Origin of the sequence: Microcystis sp. LE19-10.1B (assembly GCF_027530565.1) — a bacterium.
Taxonomy (GTDB): domain Bacteria; phylum Cyanobacteriota; class Cyanobacteriia; order Cyanobacteriales; family Microcystaceae; genus Microcystis; species Microcystis aeruginosa.
This window is the reverse complement of the sequence record NZ_JAPZQM010000233.1, coordinates 15,625-31,209: the sequence shown is the minus strand read 5'-3', so window position 1 is coordinate 31,209 and position 15,585 is coordinate 15,625. Positions and strand designations below refer to the sequence as shown.

Annotated in this window: 13 protein-coding genes; 7 read left to right on the top strand and 6 right to left on the bottom strand. The window is 40.9% G+C overall.

Going from position 1 to position 15,585, the window contains the following annotated elements; genetic code table 11:
* From O9332_RS08585 to O9332_RS08565, 5 genes are all read left to right on the top strand, one after another.
* A partial coding sequence (locus O9332_RS08585) for an RpnC/YadD family protein (protein ID WP_502846642.1) occupies nt 1-468 on the top strand: 468 nt, incomplete at its 5' end.
* Nucleotides 465-1,343, top strand: coding sequence for an RpnC/YadD family protein (locus tag O9332_RS08580; RefSeq protein ID WP_288024918.1), 879 nt, complete (start codon nt 465-467; stop codon nt 1,341-1,343). The genes O9332_RS08585 and O9332_RS08580, both read left to right, overlap by 4 nt.
* 71 nt (nt 1,344-1,414) lie before the next feature.
* The gene (alaS, locus tag O9332_RS08575; protein WP_002757014.1) at nt 1,415-4,039 is read left to right on the top strand and encodes an alanine--tRNA ligase; all 2,625 of its coding nucleotides are present in this window, start codon (nt 1,415-1,417) and stop codon (nt 4,037-4,039) included.
* 70 nt (nt 4,040-4,109) lie between these two features.
* Nucleotides 4,110-5,585: an AAA family ATPase gene (locus O9332_RS08570; protein WP_288024915.1), complete on the top strand. Its 1,476-nt coding sequence runs from the start codon at nt 4,110-4,112 to the stop codon at nt 5,583-5,585.
* The gene (locus O9332_RS08565; protein WP_052277324.1) at nt 5,578-6,333 is read left to right on the top strand and encodes a carbohydrate kinase family protein; all 756 of its coding nucleotides are present in this window, start codon (nt 5,578-5,580) and stop codon (nt 6,331-6,333) included. The genes O9332_RS08570 and O9332_RS08565 overlap by 8 nt, the downstream gene beginning before the upstream one ends.
* A 338-nt stretch (nt 6,334-6,671) precedes the next feature.
* Here the strand turns inward: O9332_RS08565 and O9332_RS08560 are convergent, their stop codons facing one another.
* From O9332_RS08560 to dnaB, 3 genes are all read right to left on the bottom strand, one after another.
* Nucleotides 6,672-7,988: a family 10 glycosylhydrolase gene (locus tag O9332_RS08560; RefSeq protein ID WP_002757012.1), complete on the bottom strand. Its 1,317-nt coding sequence runs from the start codon at nt 7,986-7,988 to the stop codon at nt 6,672-6,674.
* A 212-nt stretch (nt 7,989-8,200) separates the two neighbouring features.
* Nucleotides 8,201-9,778, bottom strand: a complete 1,578-nt coding sequence (locus tag O9332_RS08555) for a glycosyltransferase family 39 protein (protein WP_288024910.1) — start codon at nt 9,776-9,778, stop codon at nt 8,201-8,203.
* A gap of 1 nt (nt 9,779) precedes the next feature.
* Entirely contained in the window at nt 9,780-11,537 is a 1,758-nt protein-coding gene (dnaB, locus tag O9332_RS08550) for a replicative DNA helicase (RefSeq protein WP_002757010.1), read from the bottom strand.
* A 211-nt stretch (nt 11,538-11,748) separates the two neighbouring features.
* Here dnaB and cobM point away from each other — a divergent pair, with 211 nt between their 5' ends.
* A complete protein-coding gene (gene cobM / locus O9332_RS08545; RefSeq protein WP_002757009.1) occupies nt 11,749-12,537 on the top strand; it encodes a precorrin-4 C(11)-methyltransferase in 789 nt (262 codons plus the stop codon).
* 495 nt (nt 12,538-13,032) lie between these two features.
* Nucleotides 13,033-13,182, top strand: coding sequence for a hypothetical protein (locus O9332_RS08540; protein ID WP_196219780.1), 150 nt, complete (start codon nt 13,033-13,035; stop codon nt 13,180-13,182).
* On the opposite strand, the gene O9332_RS08535 is transcribed toward O9332_RS08540, so the two are convergent.
* From O9332_RS08535 to O9332_RS08525, 3 genes are all read right to left on the bottom strand, one after another.
* Nucleotides 13,137-13,604: a TspO/MBR family protein gene (locus O9332_RS08535; RefSeq protein ID WP_002757008.1), complete on the bottom strand. Its 468-nt coding sequence runs from the start codon at nt 13,602-13,604 to the stop codon at nt 13,137-13,139. The two genes, O9332_RS08540 and O9332_RS08535, sit on opposite strands and share 46 nt — an antisense overlap.
* 9 nt (nt 13,605-13,613) lie before the next feature.
* Complete coding sequence (locus tag O9332_RS08530; RefSeq protein WP_002757007.1) at nt 13,614-13,955, bottom strand: translation initiation factor; 342 nt, start codon at nt 13,953-13,955, stop codon at nt 13,614-13,616.
* A 115-nt stretch (nt 13,956-14,070) separates the two neighbouring features.
* Nucleotides 14,071-15,585 carry a cryptochrome/photolyase family protein gene (locus O9332_RS08525; protein ID WP_002757006.1) on the bottom strand — a complete coding sequence of 505 codons (1,515 nt, stop codon included), beginning with the start codon at nt 15,583-15,585 and terminating at the stop codon, nt 14,071-14,073.

The window sequence follows — 15,585 nt, the reverse complement described above, 5'->3', positions numbered from 1 at the left end:
ACGGCAATTATCGCTATTAATCAATTGCCTGTGACTGCTGAGACTCTCTGGTTAAGATTATTAGGACGGGGAAAAACGCAAAACCAAGCGGTGCGAGAATTGTTAGAATTACCTCAAGGTAATGCTTTCCGGGAAAATGTGCTGGAATTATTAATTAGTTGGCGGGTTAGTATGGAAATAAATAACATCCTAGAAACTGAAGATAGAGAGGTATTTATGACCTTATCTCAAACCTATCAGGAATGGAAGGAAGCAACTAAACGGGAAGGACGACAGGAAGGACTAGAGCGAGGACTCGAACAAGGACTAGAGCGAGGACTAGAGCGAGGACTCGAACAAGGAAAACTAGAGGCTAAACTGGAATCTATTCCCCGTTTACTTGCTCTGGGTTTAAGTGTGGAACAAATCGCTCAAGCTTTGGATTTAGACTTAGAACAGGTCCGACGAGCTATTCAAGAAACCCCATGAAACCCCATGATCAATTTGCCAAAAATTACCTTGAACAATTACTTTCTCCCCTGGGAATCGTCGAAATCAGTAAAGAAGTCAGCGACGAAACCCGACAGATAGATTTATTTTTTTCCCCCAATGCCGAACCCAACCCCAATTATCTGGGATTATTAGGCAGAATTGTCCTTAATACTGTCTTAATTGAACCCTATCGCAATCCTCCCAATCGTAGCGAGATTCGCAATTGTTTAGCGAAACTTTTGACAATTTTAGCCGAACTGCAAAGACAAGCTAAACGGGAAAATCAGAGCTACAATGAAGACAATGCCCCTCGTTTGTGGATTTTATCCCCTTCGGCTGGTATCACTGTTTTAGAGGGATTTGGGGCAAAATTAAGACCAGATTGGCCAGAAGGAGTCTATTTTCTTCCCTCGCTTTATCGCACGGCAATTATCGCTATTAATCAATTGCCTGTGACTGCTGAGACTCTCTGGTTAAGATTATTAGGACGGGGAAAAACGCAAAACCAAGCGGTGCGAGAATTGTTAGAATTACCTCAAGGTAATGCTTTCCGGGAAAATGTCTTGGAATTATTGATTAGTTGGCGGGTTAGTATGGAAATAAATAACATCCTAGAAACTGAGGATAGAGAGGTGTTTATGACTTTATCTCAAACCTATCAGGAATGGAAGGAAGCAACTAAACGGGAAGGACGACTGGAAGGAAAACTAGAAGGAAAACTAGAAGGTAAACTAGAAGGTAAACTAGAAGGTAAACTAGAAGGAAAACTGGAATCTATTCCCCGTTTGCTGGCTTTGGGTTTAAGTGTGGAACAAATCGCTCAAGCTTTGGATTTAGACTTAGAACAGGTCCGACAAGCGGCGCAAGAGTAAAGGTGGAGAGTTAAAACGCAAAAATGCCACAATGGATAAAATAGGCATTTTCTGACTAACTGACATCTTCTATGAGTAACCACCTAAGCGGAAGCGAGATTCGCCAGCGATTTTTAGACTTTTTTGCGGCCAGAAACCATAAAATTCTCCCTAGTGCCTCTCTAGTCCCAGAAGACCCCACCGTTTTGCTGACTATTGCGGGAATGCTCCCTTTTAAACCGATTTTCTTAGGGCAAAAGACCCCAGAATTTACCCGCGCTACCACTTCCCAAAAATGTATTCGCACCAACGATATCGAAAATGTCGGCCGGACTGCTAGACACCATACTTTTTTTGAGATGTTGGGCAATTTTAGCTTTGGTGATTATTTTAAAGAACAAGCGATCGCCTGGGCCTGGGAATTGTCCACAGAAGTTTTTAACCTTCCCCCCGAAAGATTAGTCGTTAGTGTCTTTAGAGAGGATGAGGAAGCTTTCGCTATCTGGCGCGATAAAATCGGTATTCCTGCTCATCGTATCCAAAAAATGGGCGAAGCGGATAACTTTTGGGTATCGGGTCCCACGGGTCCCTGTGGTCCCTGTTCGGAAATTTACTACGATTTTCACCCGGAATTGGGGGATAAAACCATCGATTTAGAGGATGATAGCCGTTTTATCGAGTTTTATAACCTCGTCTTCATGCAGTATAACCGCGACGCGGATGGCAATCTGACACCCCTGGCCAATAAAAATATCGATACGGGGATGGGTTTGGAACGGATGGCGCAAATCCTGCAAAAAGTCGCCAATAACTACGAAACTGACCTAATTTTCCCGATTGTCGCTGAAGCGGCCCGGTTAGCAGCCATAGACTACCAGAAAGCGGACGAAAAAACGAAAGTTTCCCTAAAAGTCATCGGCGATCATGTGCGTTCGGTAGTACACATGATAGCGGATGGTATCTCAGCATCGAATACTGACAGAGGTTACGTCCTGCGTCGTCTGATTCGGAGAGTAGTACGACACGGGCGTTTAATCGGTATTGAAGGTCAGTTTATCACCAAAGTGGCGGAAGTTGCGATCGCTCTTTCCGAGTCCGTCTATGGCAATGTTCGGGAACGAGAAACGGTGATCAAGGCAGAATTAGAGCGAGAGGAAGCGAGATTTTTAGAAACCCTAGAAAGAGGCGAGAAACTGCTCGAATCGATTCTAGAAAAAGAAAAAAGCCAGATTTCGGGAGTCGATGCCTTTACCCTTTATGATACCTATGGCTTCCCCCTCGAACTCACTCAAGAAATCGCCGAGGAGCAGGGTTTAAGCGTCGATACGGCGGGTTTCGAGCAGGAAATGAAAAAACAGCAGCAAAGATCAAAAGCCGCCCACGAAACCATAGATTTGACGGTACAGGGCAGTTTAGATAAGCTGGCAGAACATATTCACCCGACGGAATTTCTCGGTTATACGGATTTGCAAGCAACCGCAACAGTAACGACGGTTTTAGTCGCTGGTAAAACGGTGGAATCGGCCGCAGCAGGCACTGAGGTGCAGGTAGTTCTCGATCAAACCCCTTTTTATGCCGAATCGGGTGGACAAATCGGTGATAAGGGTTATTTAACCGGCGATAATCTGGTTATCCGCGTTGAGGATGTGCAGAAAGAATCGGGGATTTTTATCCATTTTGGTCGGATTGAGCGGGGAATTGTCACCACCGGCGATACAATTAATGCACAGATCGATCGTTCCTGTCGTCGTCGCGCCCAAGCTAATCATACCGCCACCCATCTGCTACAATCGGCCCTGAAAAAGCTTGTCGATGGGGGGATTTCCCAAGCAGGTTCCCTAGTCAATTTCGATCGCCTCCGTTTTGATTTTAACTGTCCTCGTCCCCTGACTAGCGCTGAATTGCAACAGGTGGAAGAACAGATTAACACTTGGATTGCCGAAGCGCATGACACCCAGATAGCGGTGATGGGATTGGAAGAAGCGAAGCAGAAGGGAGCTATTGCCATGTTTGGCGAGAAATACGGCTCAGAAGTGCGAGTTATCGATATTCCTAGCGTTTCTATGGAATTATGCGGGGGAACTCACGTTAAAAATACTGCCGAGATCGGTTTATTTAAAATCATCTCCGAGACGGGAATCGCCGCAGGAATTCGTCGCATCGAAGCGGTGGCCGGCCCTGCCGTGTTAGCATACCTGAATGAACGGGATCAGGTGGTGCGGGATTTGTGCGATCGCTTTAAGGTCAAACCTCTGGAAATTCCCGATCGCATTACGGTCTTACAATCAGAGTTAAAAGGCACACAAAAGCAGTTAGAAGCGGTTAAACAGGAGTTGGCGCTAAATAAATCGGATGCTTTGCTATCTCAAGCCGAATCTATCGGCGAATTTAAGCTATTAGTCGCTTCTTTGGGCGATATTGATGCTAATGCTTTGATGGCCGCAGCCGAAAGACTACAGCAAAAATTAGGGGAAGGGGCAGTGGTTTTGGCCTCGACTCCCGCAGCTGATAAAGTGAGTTTAGTGGCCGCTTTTAGTCCCCGGGTGATTAAAGATAAGGGTTTACAAGCGGGTAAATTTATCGGTGCGATCGCTAAAATCTGCGCCGGTGGTGGTGGTGGTCGTCCCAATTTAGCTCAAGCTGGGGGACGGGATGCTAGTAAGTTAAGCGAAGCTTTAGCTAAGGCCAAAAGTCAGTTAACTAGCAGTTTACAATAGTGTTAAGGGTGGGCATTTTGTCCACCTTTAAAAAATTAGTTATCCTCTCGGTGTGATTGGTAAAAATAATATGGAACTACTGATCAAGAATTTGGGATCAATTAGAAATAATAATCAAACCATAGATTTAACCAAGAAGTTCTATACTTTTATTGGCTACAATAATAGTGGCAAAACCCTAGTTTCTCAGCTTTTATGGACAATTTTTAATAATGACAATATTAGAAGGTTTTCCGAAAATACCGAAATTGATTCTTTAGTAATTGACTCGGAAAAACCTATTAAAAAAATTACGATCAATCAAGAATTAATCGATGAGATTCTCAATAAATTTAGCCAGTTTATTGAAAAAGAAGTTGTTAATACCTATAATCTTGATGCTAGTATTAAAGAAACGATTATTGGTTCCAATAAATTAGTTTTTCAAGCAAATATCAAAGAATTTAAAGAGACGAAATTTAAAACAACTTTTTTGGTTCGTGTTGCAGGAAATAATGATCTGGAGTATTTACAGATTAGCAAGGGCAAAGGTAGCCTAACAATAAATATAAAAGAGAATAATATCCCTGAGAAAGTATTTGATCAAATACCCAGAGACTTTTTTGAGAGAGCTAAACCATACAAGGAATCAGTAATTATTCCGTCAATAATAAGAGTGCTTTTGTCTCATGCAGAAGATACTTTTTTTATCCCCGCTAGTCGTAGTTTTTTTCCTGTTTTCTACCAGTACATTTATGAGATAGAGAGAAATAAAAGAAGTGAGTATAATCGTCGATTGCAAGAATTAATAGAAAATATTGATGATGATGTTGATACTAATCGGGATATATTCAAACGTCTTCAAGAACAATTACCCAAAAGGTCTTATACAGAACCAATGAATAAAGTGATTGAGTCGCTTTATTCTCTCAATACCAAGAAAAAAATTAATTCAGTTTATAATTCTCTGATTGAAAAGATGACCGGATTAATGGGAGGAGAAATCACCATTTCTAGTCTAGAATCGATCGCACCTATTCAATTTTCTTTTAAATTCGATGAAAGCAAAGATTTACCTATGTATCTAGCTTCATCTTCAGTCAATCAGTTGACTATCTTGTATCTTTATCTCAAATATTGGGCTAAGGAAAAAAACAATTTTTTGATGATAGATGAACCAGAAGTTAATTTGCATCCCGAAAATCAAATTCGCTTAATGGATATTTTAGTTCAATTTGTCACCGAGCATGATAATCGGGTTTTGATCACCACCCATAGCCCAATTTTAACCGATATTCTCAACAATTATGTTTATCTTCATACCTTAAAAAGTTATGATGTTGATGTCACAAAAATTATTGAAGATAATCAATTAAAAAATTTAAATCCAGAAATTTCAATTGCTAAAGAAGACTTAGGGGTTTACTTTTTCACGGGTGATAAAATTATTGATTATGGAACCAGTGAATATGGTGTTTATTTTCGTAACTTTAAAGAAGTTATCAACTCTGTGCAGAAATCTGGCGAAATTTTAACCAATCATATCTATTTAGCAGAGAATGAGTAAGTCTAACTCAAAAAAAGAAATATTTTCCCTTAGACAAGAGTTTCATCAAGCTTTAGAAAAACAGGGTTTTATTGAAGAAATCTCCCCTAGTCAGGATGAGTATATTGAAATTCTAGAAACAAATAAGAGCGATTTAAAGAAAGTAGTTATTAATCACTTAAAGTTATCGTCTAAAAATGACAAAAATATATCTACAGAAGTAGATAAAATCTGGGTTATCAATTTAGAAAAAGAGTTACCCGGTATCTCTGCTTCCGGCAAAACCCCTGAAAAAGCTATATTAGTTTTACAGAGAAAAGTCGATGATGCTGGTAAAATTCTCAATTATCATCTGCAAATTTGTTTAATTGAACTTAAAGCATCCCTACAGGCAAAAAAAGACAAAGAAAGCACATTAAAGCAGATTGCTGGTAAATTTCAAAGCGGGATGAATAGAATCTATATGCTTCTGACTCTCAATAATCATGCTAATCCCCAGAAAAACTATCAAAATGCACAAATATTTGTGCAATTCAGAGGAATTATTTTTTATAATCGCAACGAAATTAGTGATCTTGCCAAAGAAAATGAGCCAGACTATAATTTGAGCGAGAGTACCTTATATAAAATTCTCTCTCAATCTACAGAATCAAATTTATTAACCCTAGAAACCCTATTAGAAGAACGAGATAAAATCGTCGTTAGGTTTATCCAAAATCCCAATCAAACTCAAGATTATATGACCATAAAACTAGAAGATTTACTCTGAATAAATGCTGCTTCTCTGTAATCTTGACAAGCTTTTTAGACATCAGCATTTAATCAGAACGTAGGTTGGGTTGAAGCATGAAACCCAACGCCTGCATGGGTTACGCTACCGCTAACCCATCCTACAAATAATTGTGCCTCCCTACTTAAATGCTGCTTCTCGGCAATCTTGACAAGCTTTTTAGACGTCAGCATTTAATCAGATGTGAGTTTTCATTTCACTGTTTACTGTTTACTGGACGGCTACGCCGTGCCTTTGGCAACACTGAAAAAAATCCCGCCACTCTCCTATACCTTTTAAACAGGATTTAGTATAATTTTGATGGGCAAAAATTGCTATTAACTACCCGGAGGGGGAATTACAGGAATTTCGATCCCGTCCGGAGCTAAGGGGGGAGGTGTGGGGGTTAGTTCTGGCTGGTCAACAGGTTCAGGTGTACTAACTAAGGGGATATTTTCCAGCACGGGAAGACGGGGAGTGATGGGTTGCGAAAACATCGCTTGAATTGCCGCTTTTCTGGTTTCTGGCGGTTCCAAAGCTTGCTGCCAGAGACTTTCATAAAAGAAGAAAATCACCCCTAAACCCCGTTGACGAGCAGCCAATACCTTTTCTTCAATCAAGGGTAGGGCAATCGGTCGATTGCGTAAACCGGTTAAAACTCCCACACCGGTGGGGATAGTTTGCTGGGTTTCCTGAATTTCGGGACGCTCTATTTGCTTGAGAAAACTGGGCAGATCGGGACGATAAACCTGTACAATTAACTCGTCGACTAATCCTTGCCGCACCCAACCGAGCCAATCCTGTAAATGACCATTATAGGCGAATTCGTAGGGATTAGGGGCGATCGAAAGCAGTATATTCGGTTTAACTGCCTGAATTGATTCTTTGAGATTAGCCAGAAAAGCGGTGATTTTATCGGCCCGCCATTTTGTCCATTCGGGATCCCGGGGGTTAGCCGGAGGTGTTTTTTCCGTTTCCTGTTGATAAAGAGCGATAGTATAGGGATCATAGCCGAATTCATTCGGTAAACTCAGATGATCGTCGAATTGGATGCCGTTAATATCGTATTGTCCCACCACTTCCAAGACTAACTCCCGCAGAAAATTCTGCACCTCGGGACGGAAAGGATTCAACCACACCACCTCACCGGCTGCTCCTACCCAAGTGGTCCCCCCGTCGCGTTTTTGGGTTAACCAGTCCTGATGTTTTAAGGCTAATTCCGAGGTGGGAGGGGCCATAAATCCGAATTCAAACCAAGGAATGACCAATAATCCACTGCCACGGGTTTGTTCCACCAATTCTGCCAAGATATCTTGTCCCTGCGCTCCCGTAGGCACAAAAGGCTGTATTCCTTCCCGTTGGGCGATCGCACTGGGATAGAGAGCATAACCGGAATTCCAGACCACGGGATAGATAGCATTAAAATTAAGATTAACTAATTGCTCGATCGCCTGTTGTCGTTTATCCCTGTCCATCAGCATCGCAGTATCGTTGGTGGTGATCCAAACACCGCGGATATCAGGATCTCGACTTTGAGAGAAAGCGGCAGAAAAATAGCCTAATAGTAGGACTATGAGAAAAGATACTAAGAATAGTAGTATAGGGAACTTTTTAAGAATTTGCCGCCAAACGCTAGTCGGAATTAGAAAAGTCATTTCTTTAAGGTGAAGATTAACGGTTTTAACTGGTTATAATACCAGCTTTGCTCAACTCTTTGAGGCTAGATTGACCCAAAATAAGTAGGTAGGCACAATTATTTGTAGGATGGGTTAGCGGTAGCGTAACCCATGCGGGCGTTGGGTTTCATGCTTCAACCCAACCTACGTTCATTTTATATTTAATTCCACCCACCTACTTATATATTTACCTATTTCTTCCCTCGCCACAATTGACCTTGAGGATAGAAATCATCAAGACGAATATCGAATTGATCTAGGGTCAGTAATAACCGATTGGAAGGACGAAAAAGAAATAAGTTGGCCTGGGGAATTTCTAGGACTTCTTTTAACTTATCGGTATCGGGGTTAGTGGTAGTCAGGAAGTATTGTACATCAGCATTAAGACGATAATTAAGGGAAAGCAAATCACCTAAGTTAGTCCAGTCATTACCTTCGTCGCTGATAACAATGGCCTTAGGTACAGCATTAATTTTTCTGGCAACTTCGCCATTCCAATAACTAGGAACTTTTGCCCAACTGGTTTCGGAAAGAGCATTATTGAAGTTCGATATTATACTAGCAGTTAACAAAAAAGTCAAGATAATTTTACCTAAAATTTTGCCTTGATTAAGCAATTGTGACAAGAAAAAAGCTACAGTTATATAGATAGTGGGAAAAGTCGCAATTAGATAACGGGTGACAGTCGATCTAGTGGTGGTCAAAATTAGATCGGGAATGACTAAAGCTAGGAAAGGTACTAGGGTTGAGGTAATCAGAAAAGTAAAAGCTATGGGGTGATTGTAGCGATAAACTCGATAAAAAGCATAGATAATTAAGATTAAAAAAATCAGTCTATATATATAGGTGAAGATGTTATTAAAACCAAAATCGCTATCGCTAAATGGACAAGTAAAAGTTAAGAGCCATAATTTACCGAACAATCCCCAATCGAGATAGTTAACGGCAGCCCAACTGGTGGAATTAAAGGCCCTTTGAGAGTTAGTTAAAAAAACCTGTAACCAGGGTATATATAAAATTATCATTGTTAACCCAGATAACAGGAAAAATATCAAGTTATTTTTTCGCTCTGGTTTCATAACAAGATACCAAAGTATAAAGGCTGCTTGAGCAAATAAGTTGAGAATAAAAAAGAGATGAGTGTAGAGTCCGAGAGTATTAGCGACGGTGTATAAAGACCAATTAACAAGAGTTCTTTTTTTGAGGCATTTTAACAGCAGTAATTGACTGATTATCGTTAACAAAACCAAAAGACTATACTGACGGGACATTTGAGCAAATATTATATCAATTGGAGAGAGTGCTAATAAAATTACTGCTAAAATTGCCGTTAACTTTGCTGCAAATAATTCTAAGGATAGATAGTAAATAAATGGCAGGGAGAGAAGACTAAAAACAATCGCTAAACTGCGGGAAGAAACGGGAGAAAAACCGAATATTTTTTCCCAATAGCGAGAGATAATAAAGTATAAAGGTGGGTGCTGAGGGTCTTCTTTAGCGAGAGATTTTATTGTGTCAAAAACATTACTTTCTGGTTTCAGTTGTTGAAATTTTCCTAATTCTGTGGTAGATAAAAGACGGTTTTGAAAGATAGTATCAGCGATTTCCTTTGCTTGATAACCAGTGGTTCTAATGGTGGTGTAGGATTCATCATGCCAATAGATTTTTTGATCGATATTTGCAAAACGAAAAACCACACCGAGAGTTAGGATAATTGCCAAAAGTATTAAGAGCCAATTGGGAGTTTTATAATTAATAGTTGCTTGCATTTTAATAATTAGAGCGACTTTGTTTAAGATTAAGAAACTTGGTAAATTCTGGTTGAAAAAGTAGCTTAATTGTGCCGGTGGGACCGTTACGGTGTTTAGTAATAATTACTTCGGCCACACCTCGATCGGGACTATCGGGGTTATAATATTCATCTCGGTATAACATCATAATTAAATCCGCATCCTGTTCGATACTATTATGGACGATGATATTATTGGCAATAAAATTATGCAATTTATCTACTGTTAAATCATACACTTCTGTCTCTCCATCCGCTTGAATTGCCATAACTTCATCCCAATTAAACCTTAGGTCTGAATTACTCAGAGAGCGAGGTAAAGCGATATAATTACCGATATTTAATTCATCTAATCTTTGCCAACCGTGGACAGTCAAAAATTTATGATTGGCTGTAGCTCTAATCGTGCGACCTAAACGAGTTGTTAATCGAAAAACTGGCTTAAATCCTGTGGAAAAGACCTTAGTTACCAGTGCTTTTTCTAATTTCATTGTTTCCTCATTAAGAGCAAAAACCGTAAAATTAGAGCAATTAACTAACTGACAAATTGGCACTTTAGCACGAGGAGCGGCTAACTCAACTAAACTATCACCCGCTAAACATCCCGACTCGCGTAAATCGGACATCATCGGTCTTTTATTATTGCGAGATTCCACAGCACGACTTAACTGAGAAAGAGCAATTACCGGAGCATGAATTTCTCTCGCTAAACCCTTAAGACTGCGGGTAATTTTAGAAAGTTCCTGAACACGATTATCACCTCCCCCTTCCATTAATTGCAGATAATCGATTAAAACTAATCCCATTTGCCCCTTTTTTTCTGCCTGTAAACGCCGCACTTGGGAACGCATTTGAATTACACTTAAATTGGCACTATCATCGATATATATGGGCAAATTTAATAACTTTTCTAGTCCCCCAAGAACCTTCTCTAAATCATTTTGTCCCAAACGGCCCGAGCGAATCCGATTACTTTCGATTTTAGCCTCATTCGATAACAAACGTTGGGCTAATTGTTCCTTGGACATCTCCAAACTAAAGACAGCCACGGGTAAATTCTGTTGAGCGATATTATAGGCAATATTAAGAGCAAAAGAAGTTTTTCCCATGGAAGGCCTACCCGCGATAATAACTAAATCCGAGGGTTGTAAACCACTGGTCATCGCATCGAGATCATAAAATTGAGTTTCGATACCGGGTAGAGTGGTGGTCTCCTGCATTTTCTCAATTTCGTTAAAAGTTTCGATTAAAGTATCCCCCAGAAAAATTAAACCCTCCTGGGGTCGTTTTTGGGTGAGACGAAAAATCTTTTGTTCCGATTCATCGAAAACATTTTCTAATTCTAGCGTCGTATCCCTGGCTAACTCAATAATTTCTCCCCCGGTGGAAATTAACTGACGACGCATATATTTATCCATCACTAATTCAGCATAGCGATCGATGTTAGCAGCCGAGACAGTGCGCTCAATTAATTGTAACAATCGCGGCATTCCCCCGATTTCCTCCAGCAGAAAATTATCCTGTAACCAGCTGCTAACCGTCATTAAATCCGTCGGTTTTCCCTTCCCTTGTAAAGCAAGCGCCGCACGATAAATATCTTGATGGGTTTTCACATAGAAAGCTTCTGGAATTAAAAAATCACTGATTCTACCTAACGCTTTTGGATCTAGCAAAATGCCACCTAAGATAGATTCTTCCGCTTCAATATTTTGGGGGGGGAGGGACTGATCGCTAATCATTGTCAATGCTGACCGTGCTTTATCATTAATATTGTATAGTCAGTTTCACCGTAATTAAATACAAATGTTCAGGTTAATGATCGGGGTTGGGTTTTGGGGTTTTAGGGTTTTGGAGTTTTAGTTGAAATTTCCCCACTTCCCCACTTCCCCACTTCCCCACACCCCACACCCCACACCCCACACCCCACTTCCCTTGTAAACAGGATTTAGTATGACTTTAATTGACTCCTCGGCGCTCTCCCCGGCCGTCTATTTTATTGGTGCGGGCCCCGGAGATCCGGAATTATTGACGGTAAAAGCCTATAAAATTCTCCAAAAAGCCGATGTTATCCTCTTTGCTGATTCCCTCGTCCCTAAACAGATTCTTGAGGATACTCGTCAAGATGCCGAGTTAATTCCCACCAGTAGCATCACCCTAGAGGAAATTATCCCTTTAATGATCGATCGCGTGCGTCGGGGTTTAGCGGTGGTGCGACTGCAATCGGGGGATTTAAGTCTCTATAGTGCCATCCAAGAACAAATTCATCTTTTGACAGCAGCAGATATCCCCTTTCAGCTAATCCCCGGAATTAGTGCCTTTCAAGGATTAGCGGCCAAATTGGCCCTAGAATTAACGATTCCGGAATTAGTCCAGACAATTATTCTAACCCGGGTGGAAGGAAAAGCCTCTCATATACCAGAAAGTGAAGAATTAGCCTCTTTAGCCGCTCATAAAGCCAGTTTATGCCTATATTTAGCCGCTCGTCACGTTGACAAAGCCCAGGAAAAACTCCTACAATACTACCAGCCAGAGCAACAAGTGGCCGTTTGTTTCCGTCTCGGTTGGCCCGACGAAAAAATCTGGGTTGTCCCCCTGTCAGAGATGGCCCAATTAACCCATCGGGAAAATTTAACTAGAACTACCCTTTATCTAATTAGTCCCGCTTTAAACCAGATTACAGGAACTCGATCGCAACTTTATCACCCGCAACACTCCCATCTTTTCCGTCCTCATCCTTAGGTATTTTCTGGGAAGTCTATCGAAAGAAACACTAGGTTTCTACCTAAAGTTAGAGTTAAAGAGCGGCGATTTTGTTTAGGATTATTTCAGGAGGTAGGACAATTTTAAAAGCTTTTAAAATTAGTCTAACAATCCATGCACAACTGCCCTATGTGTTCGGGAATTACCCTTCGTCACCTTGTGGTTGGTCGTGCCTACTGGTATTGTCCTCACTGTCGTCAGGAGGTTCCTAACTTCCTTGATTGCTCCATTCCTCGCAGGGTAGAGCGAGTTAGAGCGGAAAAAACAGTCTAGATTTTAAAGTTGGTAGATGGCAATAAGATCTGTGGGATGGGTTAATTTTTAACCCATCCCACTTTACCTGTCTAGGGTTCGCTGAATAAATCTAAAAACCTTGTTGGATAATATCTTTAGACTTTTTTGAAATCAAAAAGTACCTGCGATGGGAGTGATCGGGGGGAAAATTCCGGGACTTTTTCCCTGAAAATTAGGTAATTGACCGCCTCAAAATCGGTAAAACCCTACACCCTACACCCTACACCCTACACCCCACACCCCACACCCTGCCCCCACCAACAAACTTTTTCAGCAGACTCTATCTATACATCCCGAGGATTGAGATGGATCATTTCCCAAGTCACATAGGTACCGATCGGACTCCAAATCAGGTAGGGTAGGAGTAGGATGCCCGCCCAAGAAGAAACAGGGAAAACCAAGAGCGCCAGAAGACAACCCAAGAAAAAACCCGTACCTCCGATAATCGTTCCCGCTTTGAGACTGCGTAGTTTACAGGTGACGGGAGTATAGGCAGTAATAGTCAATTCCACCAACAGATAAAAAGCCATCAAAAACCAGCGATTAGCCGGTTGAGCTTCCCAGACTAAATAAGCAGAAATTGCCCCACAAATATAGATAATTGTCCAGATAAGAGGGATTAATCTTTCAAAGGTTAACCAATCGGGACGACGCAATCGCGCAAACCAACGTACATCGCGAGAATTGAGTAATCCCCCAGCTAACGCTACCAAAAATCCGACGACACCGATAAGCAACCAAGAGGGAATCATGATTTTAAGCTATCCTCCGCTAATTTTGGCTTTGTAACCCGATTCAATGAGAATTTGGAGAATTTTTTGGCGATGATCTCCTTGGATCTCAATGGTATTTTCTTTCACTGTACCACCCGTTCCGCAAGCAGTTTTTAACTGTTTTAATAATTTCGTCAGAGTTTCGGTTTGGCATTGAAAACCTGTAACCATGGTAACGGTTTTTCCCGCACGACCGGAGCGGGAGGTTTGAACTCGCAAATTCTGCTGATTTGGGGGTAATTCAGGAATGGAACGCTCAAAAGCTTGAGAATTGCTTTTATCTCCAAATTCCTGATAGGCAATCCGGTTTTTTTCTTTTGATTTACTCATATAGCAATTATCATAGTGGGTTTGGGGGTTGGGGGTTTTTCAGTGAGCAGTAAACAGTAAACAGTAAACAGTAATCAGTGAACTGAAAACTGGCATCTGATAACTGATAACTGATTCAAAGCTGACGACTGATAGCTCTTAATTGGTTGGACTGGCAGCGCATTTGATTAAGTTCAGCTGCCGACATTCGATCGAGATGACCTAAAATCATATTAACTCGACCTTGGGATTTTAATTTTTCTCGATGTCGTGCCAAAAAATCCCAGTAAAGAAAGTTAAAAGGACAGGCAAACTCCCCGACTCGTTCATTTTTTTTATACAGACAACCCCGACAATAATCACTCATTTTATCAATATAGTTGGCCGAGGCGGCGTAGGGTTTGGAGGCGAGAATTCCCCCATCGGCAAATTGTCCCATTCCCAACACATTAGTCTGCATTACCCAATCGTAGGCATCGATAAAAACACTATGAAACCAGTTTTCAATCTCTTGGGGAGAGCAACCAAAAATTAAGGCAAAATTGCTCAAAATCATTAATCTTTGAATATGATGGGCATAACCAGTATTTTCCACCTGTGATAATACTTGTTTGAGGCAATTCATCTCGGTTTGGTTACTATCCCAAAAGAAAGCCGGTAAGGGTTGTTGATGCTCAAACCAATTGAGATTAGCGTAATCTTCTCCCAGATAATGATAAATTCCCTGCATATATTCCCGCCATCCCAACACCTGACGGATAAATCCTTCGATGCTATTTAGGGCTAAATTATCTTTTTTATAGGCAATTTCTGCCCCCTGAATCACTTCCAACGGCGTTAGTAATCCTAGATTAAGATAGGGAGATAATAGGGAATGCCAGAGGGTTTCTTCTCCCGTTATCATCGCATCTTGGTAGGGTCCAAAGTTGGGCAGACAATTAGTAATAAAATGCTCCAAAACCTGTAAAGCTTGTCTGCGGGTTACTGCCCAGCGAAAAGGTTTGATTTTTCCATATTTAGGAATATCTAAAGCTTCCACATCAGCGATAACCTGAAGGGTAATTTCATCGGGTTCAAACCAAAGAGGAGCAGCAGTTTTTAATCCATCCTTGGGCGGTTTGCGGTTTTGTTTATCAAAGTTCCATTGTCCTCCTATGGGTTGATTATTCTCCATTAAAATCTGCCATTTTTTGCGACTTTCTCGATAGAAATCCTCTAGTAATAGTCTTTTACGAGATTTAGCCCAATTATTAAAATCTGTCCTTGTCCAGAGAAAGTGATTATTATCAATTAGGGTTATAGCACAGTCTAAATTGAGATTTTTAATTAATCTAAGAAAGGGCAAATCATTAGGCATCATGATCTGTAATTCTTCAATGCCTAATCGTTTAATCCAAGCAGATAAAATTGGTTCAAAATCTTCTGCAATTTCGTAGGTAACAGACCATCCTAAAGTTTTTAATTCTTCGGCAAAATGACGCATCGCCGACCAGATTAAAACTAATTTTTGCTGATGATAGGGTCTTTGTCGAATATGATTGTGGGATTCAATTAAAATAACCGGCGTTTCCTGTGAATAGGCTTGACGATTAGCTAAGGCCGCTTGTCCTGTCCATAATTGATCCCCTAAAATCCAAATACCAATGGTCAT

Bases quoted from the DNA above. Each gene is read 5' to 3' on its own strand.
- O9332_RS08555 (WP_288024910.1), bottom strand. From the start codon at position 9,778: ATGCAAGCAACTATTAATTATAAAACTCCCAATTGGCTCTTAATACTT.
- O9332_RS08565 (WP_052277324.1), top strand. From the start codon at position 5,578: ATGAGTAAGTCTAACTCAAAAAAAGAAATATTTTCCCTTAGACAAGAG.
- O9332_RS08530 (WP_002757007.1), bottom strand. From the start codon at position 13,955: ATGAGTAAATCAAAAGAAAAAAACCGGATTGCCTATCAGGAATTTGGA.
- O9332_RS08525 (WP_002757006.1), bottom strand. From the start codon at position 15,585: ATGACCATTGGTATTTGGATTTTAGGGGATCAATTATGGACAGGACAA.
- O9332_RS08580 (WP_288024918.1), top strand. From the start codon at position 465: ATGAAACCCCATGATCAATTTGCCAAAAATTACCTTGAACAATTACTT.
- O9332_RS08535 (WP_002757008.1), bottom strand. From the start codon at position 13,604: ATGATTCCCTCTTGGTTGCTTATCGGTGTCGTCGGATTTTTGGTAGCG.
- cobM (WP_002757009.1), top strand. From the start codon at position 11,749: ATGACTTTAATTGACTCCTCGGCGCTCTCCCCGGCCGTCTATTTTATT.
- O9332_RS08570 (WP_288024915.1), top strand. From the start codon at position 4,110: ATGGAACTACTGATCAAGAATTTGGGATCAATTAGAAATAATAATCAA.
- alaS (WP_002757014.1), top strand. From the start codon at position 1,415: ATGAGTAACCACCTAAGCGGAAGCGAGATTCGCCAGCGATTTTTAGAC.
- dnaB (WP_002757010.1), bottom strand. From the start codon at position 11,537: ATGATTAGCGATCAGTCCCTCCCCCCCCAAAATATTGAAGCGGAAGAA.
- O9332_RS08560 (WP_002757012.1), bottom strand. From the start codon at position 7,988: ATGACTTTTCTAATTCCGACTAGCGTTTGGCGGCAAATTCTTAAAAAG.